This window comes from Serratia sp. 506_PEND, from assembly GCF_001076875.1.
GTDB classification, from domain to species: Bacteria; Pseudomonadota; Gammaproteobacteria; order Enterobacterales; family Enterobacteriaceae; genus Serratia; species Serratia marcescens.
Genome location: NZ_JVEL01000255.1, coordinates 1 through 6,841, shown reverse-complemented (window position 1 = coordinate 6,841; position 6,841 = coordinate 1). Strand labels below are relative to the sequence as shown.

5 protein-coding genes and 1 pseudogene are annotated in these 6,841 nt (G+C 61.1%); 1 reads left to right on the top strand and 5 read right to left on the bottom strand.

Going from position 1 to position 6,841, the window contains the following annotated elements; all coding sequences use genetic code 11:
- The 5 genes from ADK28_RS06690 to ADK28_RS06670 all read right to left on the bottom strand — a co-directional run.
- Positions 1-710, bottom strand: a 710-nt coding sequence (locus ADK28_RS06690) for an enoyl-CoA hydratase-related protein (protein ID WP_048795232.1), incomplete at its 3' end; no start/stop codon positions are given.
- Positions 703-1,875 carry an MFS transporter gene (locus ADK28_RS06685; protein WP_015377389.1) on the bottom strand — a complete coding sequence of 391 codons (1,173 nt, stop codon included), beginning with the start codon at positions 1,873-1,875 and terminating at the stop codon, positions 703-705. The genes ADK28_RS06685 and ADK28_RS06690, both read right to left, overlap by 8 nt.
- Positions 1,872-3,083: a 5-aminolevulinate synthase gene (gene hemA / locus ADK28_RS06680; RefSeq protein WP_015377390.1), complete on the bottom strand. Its 1,212-nt coding sequence runs from the start codon at positions 3,081-3,083 to the stop codon at positions 1,872-1,874. Before hemA ends, ADK28_RS06685 begins: the two co-directional genes overlap by 4 nt.
- 15 nt (positions 3,084-3,098) lie before the next feature.
- On the bottom strand, positions 3,099-4,310 hold the full coding sequence (locus tag ADK28_RS06675) for an acetyl-CoA C-acyltransferase (protein WP_048795231.1): 1,212 nt from the start codon (positions 4,308-4,310) through the stop codon (positions 3,099-3,101).
- Positions 4,311-4,319: 9 nt separating this feature from the next.
- Positions 4,320-5,849, bottom strand: a complete 1,530-nt coding sequence (locus ADK28_RS06670; RefSeq protein ID WP_028128009.1) for a 3-hydroxyacyl-CoA dehydrogenase NAD-binding domain-containing protein — start codon at positions 5,847-5,849, stop codon at positions 4,320-4,322.
- A gap of 335 nt (positions 5,850-6,184) precedes the next feature.
- Here ADK28_RS06670 and ADK28_RS06665 point away from each other — a divergent pair.
- Positions 6,185-6,841: pseudogene (locus ADK28_RS06665) on the top strand (LuxR family transcriptional regulator); the annotation flags it as partial.

The window sequence follows — 6,841 nt, the reverse complement described above, 5'->3', positions numbered from 1 at the left end:
GTGGCGGCCTGACGCAGGCGCTCGACCGGGCCTTGTTGAAAATCGAATGAGGGGGCTTCTTGCCGTGCCAGCCCCTGGCGCACAATGGCCTTAACCGCCTGGCTGGCGGCAAGATCTTTTCCGGCGATCTGTTCGGCGATGCGCAGCGCCTCTTCCCGGGCCGCCCCCTCGCTGATGCGAGAAATGGCGCCGTGTGACAACGCCTCCTGTGCGCCGACGGTTCTGCCTGTCAGCAGCCAGTCGAGCGCGACATAGGGGGAAATACGCGCCGGCAAGCGCGCGCACCCGCCTTGTGCGGCGACTAACCCGAGCCCGGTTTCGGGGAAGCTGAAGCGCGCGTTCTGGCCGGCGACGATCAGATCGCACGCCAGCGCCAGCTCAAATCCGCCCCCGAACGCGATGCCGTCAACGGCGGCGATGATCACCTTGGCGATCTGTGCATGGATCAGCCCGCCAAACCCCTCCGGCGTGACGATGGGCAGTTCACCCTGATGAAAGGCGTTGATATCCATGCCGGCGGAAAATACCGCCGGTTGACCGGCCAGGACGATCGCTCGCACCGAGTCATCGTTATCCGCCTGCCGCAGGTAAGTGCGGATCAGCTCGGCCATCTGCAGGTTGATGGCGTTTTTTTTCTCCGGCCGATTGAGGGTGATGACCGCAACCTGCGCGCCATAACGTTCGTAAAGCACCGGCGGTGATTCACTCATCGCTGGCCTCCCCGCGGAAAAAGATCAGCGTCAGCAGCAGGGCGATGGCGCCGAGCGGCAGCGAAAACAGCGGCAGGTAATAGGCCGGCAGCGCGTAGAGCGCCAGGCCGCCCAGCATGCCGCCCGCCGCGATGCCGGCGTACAGTACCGAGCTGTTGAGCGATACGGTCAGCGCGCCAAAGCGTTTCGATAGCGACAACAGGTGATGCTGGATCGGCACCAGATACATCCAGCCGGTGATGCCCCAGACCAGAAAGATGGCCAGCACCCACCAGGGGGAAGTGACATAGAAGGCCAGCAGAAACAGGGACAGCGTCTGGATCGCCACGGAAAACAGCAGCACGAACTTGCTGCCGAGGGCATCGGTTAACGCGCCGGAGGCAAAATTGCCGATCACCGCGCCAATGCCGAACACCAGCAGCGCGAGGGGCAGGATCGCCTGCGGGCCGAACTGGGTGTTTTTCAGCAACACGCTGACGTAGCTATAGACGATGTGTTCCGAGCAAACGGCAAAAAAGGTGATCAGCAGCGTGGTCAGCACCGCCTTTTGTCTCAGCGGGGCGAGCCGCTCTTTCAGCGAATGCTTGCCCGGAGGCGCAATGGCCCGCAGCGCCAGCGACAGGCCCAGCAGCGCAATCGCCCCCAGCAGGGCGATGAACAGGAAGATTTCACGCCAGCCGATCAGTTTGGCGAGAAAGGTGCCGAACGGAATACCGAGCGCAATAGCCAACGTCATGCCCCCATAGACGATGGAAATGGCCAGGCCGCGGCGTTTTTCCGCCACCAGCCCCACCGCAGCGGCGGCGGCCTGCGGCGTGTAACAGGCCGCCCCCAATGCCGCCAGCACTCTGCCGAACGAGATCTGCAGGTAGCTGGTGGCCCAGGCGCAGGCCAGGTTGCCGGCGATGAACAGCACCAGCGCCAACTGTAGGATATGCTTGCGGTTGACGTTGCCCAGCAGCCAGGCGGTGAGGGGGGCGAACAACATATAAGCCAGCGCGAATACCGATATCAATTGCCCCGCTTGCGCGGGGCTGACGGCAAAGGTATCGGAAATGTCGCTGAGCACGCCGGCGACGATAAAGGCGTCGGTGCCGATGGCGAAGGTACCGGTCGCCATCAGACAGAGCGTGATCAGATGGCCGTTATAATCCGCTAACTTCATCCCGCCCTCCGCAGATCGTTCGCCGCCCAGACTCGTCCCAGCGCCGCCAGGAAGGTCTCCACGTCGGCATGGGAGTGCGCCGAGGTCGGCGTCACCCGCAGCCGCTCGCTGCCTGCGGGCACCGTCGGGGCATTGACCGGTTGCACGTAAATATCGTGCTCATCGAGCAGCACTTTACTGATGTGTTTGTTGCGGTGTGGATCGCCGACCAGCAGCGGCAGGATATGGCTGTCTGCCGACACCAGCGGGATGCCGGCGGCGCGCAGGCCGGTTTTCAGGTGATCGACGATCGCCAGCAGGTGTTTGCGTTGGGTGTCATGCTCGAGGTTGTATTTAAAACTGGCCAGTGCGGCGGCCACCACCGGCGCCGGCGACGAGGTGCTGAAGACGAATGCCGGAGCCCAACTGCGCACGGCCTCCACCACTGAGCGGGGCGCGGCGATATAGCCGCCCGCCGCACCGTAAGATTTGCCGAACCCGCCCTGAATAATGGTGATTTTATCCAGCAGGCCCAGTTGTTCGGCGTAGCCCAGCCCCCGTTCGCCATAGACGCCGGCGGAGTGGATCTCGTCGAGATAGGTCAGCGCCTGATACTGCTCCGCCAGCGCCACGATCTGCGCCAGGGGGGCGAAGTCACCGTCCATGGAATACAGCGACTCGAAAGCGATCAGCTTTGGCCGCGCCGGATCGGCGGCCTGCAGCAGCTCGGCGAGGTGCGCCACGTCGTTATGGCGGAAGATTTTTTTCTCCGCCTTGCTGTAGCGTATCCCGTAAATCATCGAGGCGTGATTCAGCTCGTCGGAGAACACGATCAGATCGGGAATGGCGTCGCACAGGGTGGACAAGGTGGCGTCGTTGGCGCCGAAACCGGTGGTGAACAGCAGCGCCGACTCTTTGCCGTAGGCGCTGGCCAGCAGCGTTTCCAGCTCGCTGTGGTAGACCGAGGTGCCGGAAATGCTGCGGGCGCCGCAGGTGCCCAGCCCGACCCGGTTAACCGCGTCGGTGGTGGCCAGCAGCACTTTGGGGTGGTGGCTCATCGCCAGATAGTCGTTCGAGCACCAGACGTTGAGACGGCGCTCACCGTGATGGCCGTGGCTGGTGGCCCAGGGTTTGTCCTGCACGCCGCGTTCAAGGTTGAGGAACTCGCGAAAACGCCCCTGTTTTTTGGTTTCCGCCAGCTTTTCTTCAAGAATGTTCAGTACGCTCATCGTATGTTCCTTGTGTTAAACGGCTTTAAGGTTTAATGACAGCCCCTGACCGACGCCGACGCACATCGTCACCAATGCGTTGTTCGCCTGTTGGTCGCGTAATTCCAGCGCCGCCGACAGCACCAGGCGCGCGCCGGACATCCCCAGCGGATGACCGAGTGCGATGGCGCCGCCGTTCGGGTTGACCCGCGCGTCGTTGGCGCCGATACGCCAGTGTTTCAGCGCCGCCAGAACCTGTGAGGCGAACGCTTCGTTAATCTCGATGATGTCGAAGTCGTTCAAGGTGAAGCCGCCGCGCTGCAGCAAGCGCTCGGTTGAGGCGATCGGCCCCAGCCCCATCAGCGCCGGTTCAACGCCGGCGGCCGCGCTGTCGCCGATCTCCGCCAGCGGTTGCCACCCCTGGCGTTTCACGTAGCGACCGGAGGCTAATAGCAGCGCGGCGGCGCCGTCGTTGATGCCGGAAGCGTTGCCTGCGGTGACCGAACCGCCGGCGGAGAACGCCGGTTTCAGCGCCTCCAGCTGTTGCAGCGTGCTGAGCCGGGGGAATTCGTCCTGCGCGAATGTGCGGGTAGTTTTACGATCCGCCGGCACGTCCACGGGGGTGATTTCCCGCGCCAGCCGGCCGCTGTCGATCGCCCGGCGGGCTTTTTGCTGCGAGGCCAGCGCGAACAGATCCTGTTCCTCGCGCGAGATACCCTGCTGTTGGGCCACGTTTTCCGCCGTGATGCCCAGCGGATCGCTGCCGTAGCGCTGCGCCAGCCGCGGGTTAACAAAGCGCCACCCCAACGTGGTGTCGTACAGCTTTACCCCCTTGTCGAACGGCGTTTCGCCTTTGCTCAGCACATAGGGCGCGCGGCTCATGCTTTCCACGCCGCCGGCCAGAATCAGTTCGCTGAGGCCGCTGCGGATTTTCGCCGCGGCGTAGATCACCGCATCCAACCCGGAGGCGCAAAGGCGGTTGAGGGTGATGGCCGGCACCGACGGATCCAACCCGGAAAGCAGCGTCGCCATGCGGGCGACGTTGCGGTTGTCTTCGCCGGACTGGTTGGCGCAGCCCAGAACCACTTCGTCCAGATCTGCTTCCGCCGCGGGATGGCGCTGCAGCAGGCCGCGAATGATCGTCGCCGCCATGTCGTCGGGACGGGTATGCGCCAGGCTGCCGCCATAGGCGCCGATCGCCGTGCGCGTGCCGTCGATCAGATAAACGCCGTCATCGTTAATGCTCATCATGGATCCTTAAGGCGTGGTCGTCAGCGCCGGTTGCGCGGCGTGCAGAAGGGTGTAATGCGGCGCATAGCGCGCCGCGTGCAGCAACTGAGCCAGATTGCTCAGCGTTGTCCTGACGTTTTTCTCCCCCAGTTTGCCGAGCCAGTCGAAAATGCCGCCGGCGTAGTTAACGCCCGCGACGGCGGCGACATCGATGTCTTCCCGGCTGCAGACGCCGCTTTCCACCATGATCACCGACTCATTGATCAGGCTGCTGAGGACGCGGGCGACGATAAGCGCCGGAGAGTCCTTGATAAATTCAACCTGCGGGATTGCCGTGTGCAGCAGGCGTAAAAACAGCGCCTTATTGGCCGCAGAGGCGTGGCGGCTGTGCGCCGCCGCCAGATACGTCGTGTCGGCGTAGTTCAGGGCGACATCGACCACAAAGGCATCCGCTGCCGTCTGCTCGGCCAGTTGGCTCGCCGTGCGGCCATCGGTGATGCTGACGGTGAAAGCGTCATTGATCTGGACGGCCGACCCCAGCCCCGGTAATGCCGGCCGTTGTTCCACGCGCAGCTGTGGCCACTGAAGCGCGGCTCGCTGCTGTAACAGGGTAAAAAAAGGGTGCTCGCCGTAAACGCGCAGCGTCTCGACGTCTGCATTGCTGGCGGCCGTCACCGGCGGGGCGGTTTCTTCGGCGGCAAAATAGGAGCGACCGTTCTTTTTCCCCAACAGACCGGCATCGACCAGTGAACGCTGCAGATGACCGGGGGTATAGCGCGGGTCGTATTGCATGTCCTGCCAGATTTGCCGACTGACCTGATAGTTGATGTCTTGGCCGATAAAATCGGTCAGCTCGAGCGGCCCCATGCGGAAGCGTCCGCCGGCCTTGAGGGCGCGGTCGATCTGCGCCGCGCGCGCCACGTGTTCTTCCAACAGGCGGAACCCTTCCAGGTAGTAGGGGCGGGCCATGCGATTGACGATGAACCCCGGCGTGGCCTGGCAGACGACATCGTGTTTCCCCAACGCCGCCACCAGTTGGCGGCAGCGTTCGGTGGTGGCGTGCGCGGTAAAGTAGGCCGGAATGATTTCAATCAGCTTCATCAGCGGCGCGGGGTTGAAAAAATGCAAACCGATAAAGCGTTCGCTGTGCGTCACCGCAGTAGCCAGCTTGTTAAGCGACAGTGAGGAGGTATTGGTGGCGATCAGCGTGTCGGGCTTGACCACCGCGGCGATGGCCGCCAGCACCTCAAGTTTGGTTTGTTCTTGCTCGGCGATGGTTTCTATCACCAGCTCGCTGTCGGCGATGGCCTCAAACACTGAAGTGAACATTAGATTGGCCAGCACCGCGCCTTTATCCTGCAGCGCGATCTTGCCCTGTTCGACTTTCTTGTTCAGGTCTTGCGCGATATATTCGCGAGCCTGATTGAGGGTATTGCCGTTGCGATTATAAAGCACCGTGCGAATGCCTTTTTGCGCGAAAAGATAAGCGATGCCTCTGCCCATCGTTCCCGCGCCGATAATCGCAGCCGATTGAATTGCCGCATTACTTTCTGCCATAGAAAATCCCCGTCACTGTATGCCATGCGAAATTCGCAAATGCTTATTATCTCTTTGGATTTACGGCGGCACTGGGTGCCTGTCTGGAAAGTAATTGGTGGTGTCCTGGCTGTCTAACGGTAGAAATGACAGGTTTACGTGCCGAGGAGAGTATGCTATTCGCGTAGTTTTCCTGTTCGGCGCAATAAAAAGGCTTATTTAAAGGGGAATAGCTGTTTTCGTTATAGCGTTGGTATTTTTTATTATATGAAACGGCTACTGGCGCCGGGCGGCGATATTCTATAGTGAACCTGACCTATCGATAAATCGACATCGCTATCTGGAGAACCTGCGTTATGGATACCCGCACTCAACGGCTCATGGCGGAGGTGATTGGCAGCCTGGCCGATCGCGAATGCTTTCTGACGCAGCTGGGGCCCTGCGCCGAGGCGTTGGGGTTTGATTATTTCTCTTACATCGTATTTTCCTGTTATCCGGCCAGCAGCCCCAAGATGCTGATCGAAGGGAATATTTCAACGAACTATCTCGAAGATTATCGGCGGCAGCGGGTGTATTTGCAGGATCCGGTTATTGAGCGTGCTCACCACTCCACGCTGCAGTTCCAGTGGGACGAAAGCTTTTATCATGAGCGGCCGACGCTTTGGCGGCGTATGGCGCAATTCGGCCTGTGCGCCGGTTGGTCGCAGTCGGTCAAGGATTGCTATGGCAGGTTGGGGATCCTGACGTTTGCCGGTAAAGCGCTACCCGAGCAAACGCCGCAAGTGCGTGCGGCAAATGAAACTTTTTCCTTTGGCTGGCGCAAACCGCCCATAAAACGCTGCGGGAGGCCTTGATATCGGTGAATGATGACGCGATAAAAGATGTGCTGACGCTGCGCGAAAAAGACATTTTACGCTGGTGCAGCGAAGGGAAAACGGCGGAAGAGATCGCGTTGTTGATGGGGGTGAGCGAGCGCACGGTCAATTTCCACATCGGCAACTCGATTAAAAAAC

What these genes read in the sequence shown, in the direction of transcription:
- ADK28_RS06675 (WP_048795231.1), bottom strand. Translation starts at nt 4,310, where the DNA reads ATGAGCATTAACGATGACGGCGTTTATCTGATCGACGGCACGCGCACG.
- ADK28_RS06670 (WP_028128009.1), bottom strand. Translation starts at nt 5,849, where the DNA reads ATGGCAGAAAGTAATGCGGCAATTCAATCGGCTGCGATTATCGGCGCG.
- hemA (WP_015377390.1), bottom strand. Translation starts at nt 3,083, where the DNA reads ATGAGCGTACTGAACATTCTTGAAGAAAAGCTGGCGGAAACCAAAAAA.
- ADK28_RS06685 (WP_015377389.1), bottom strand. Translation starts at nt 1,875, where the DNA reads ATGAAGTTAGCGGATTATAACGGCCATCTGATCACGCTCTGTCTGATG.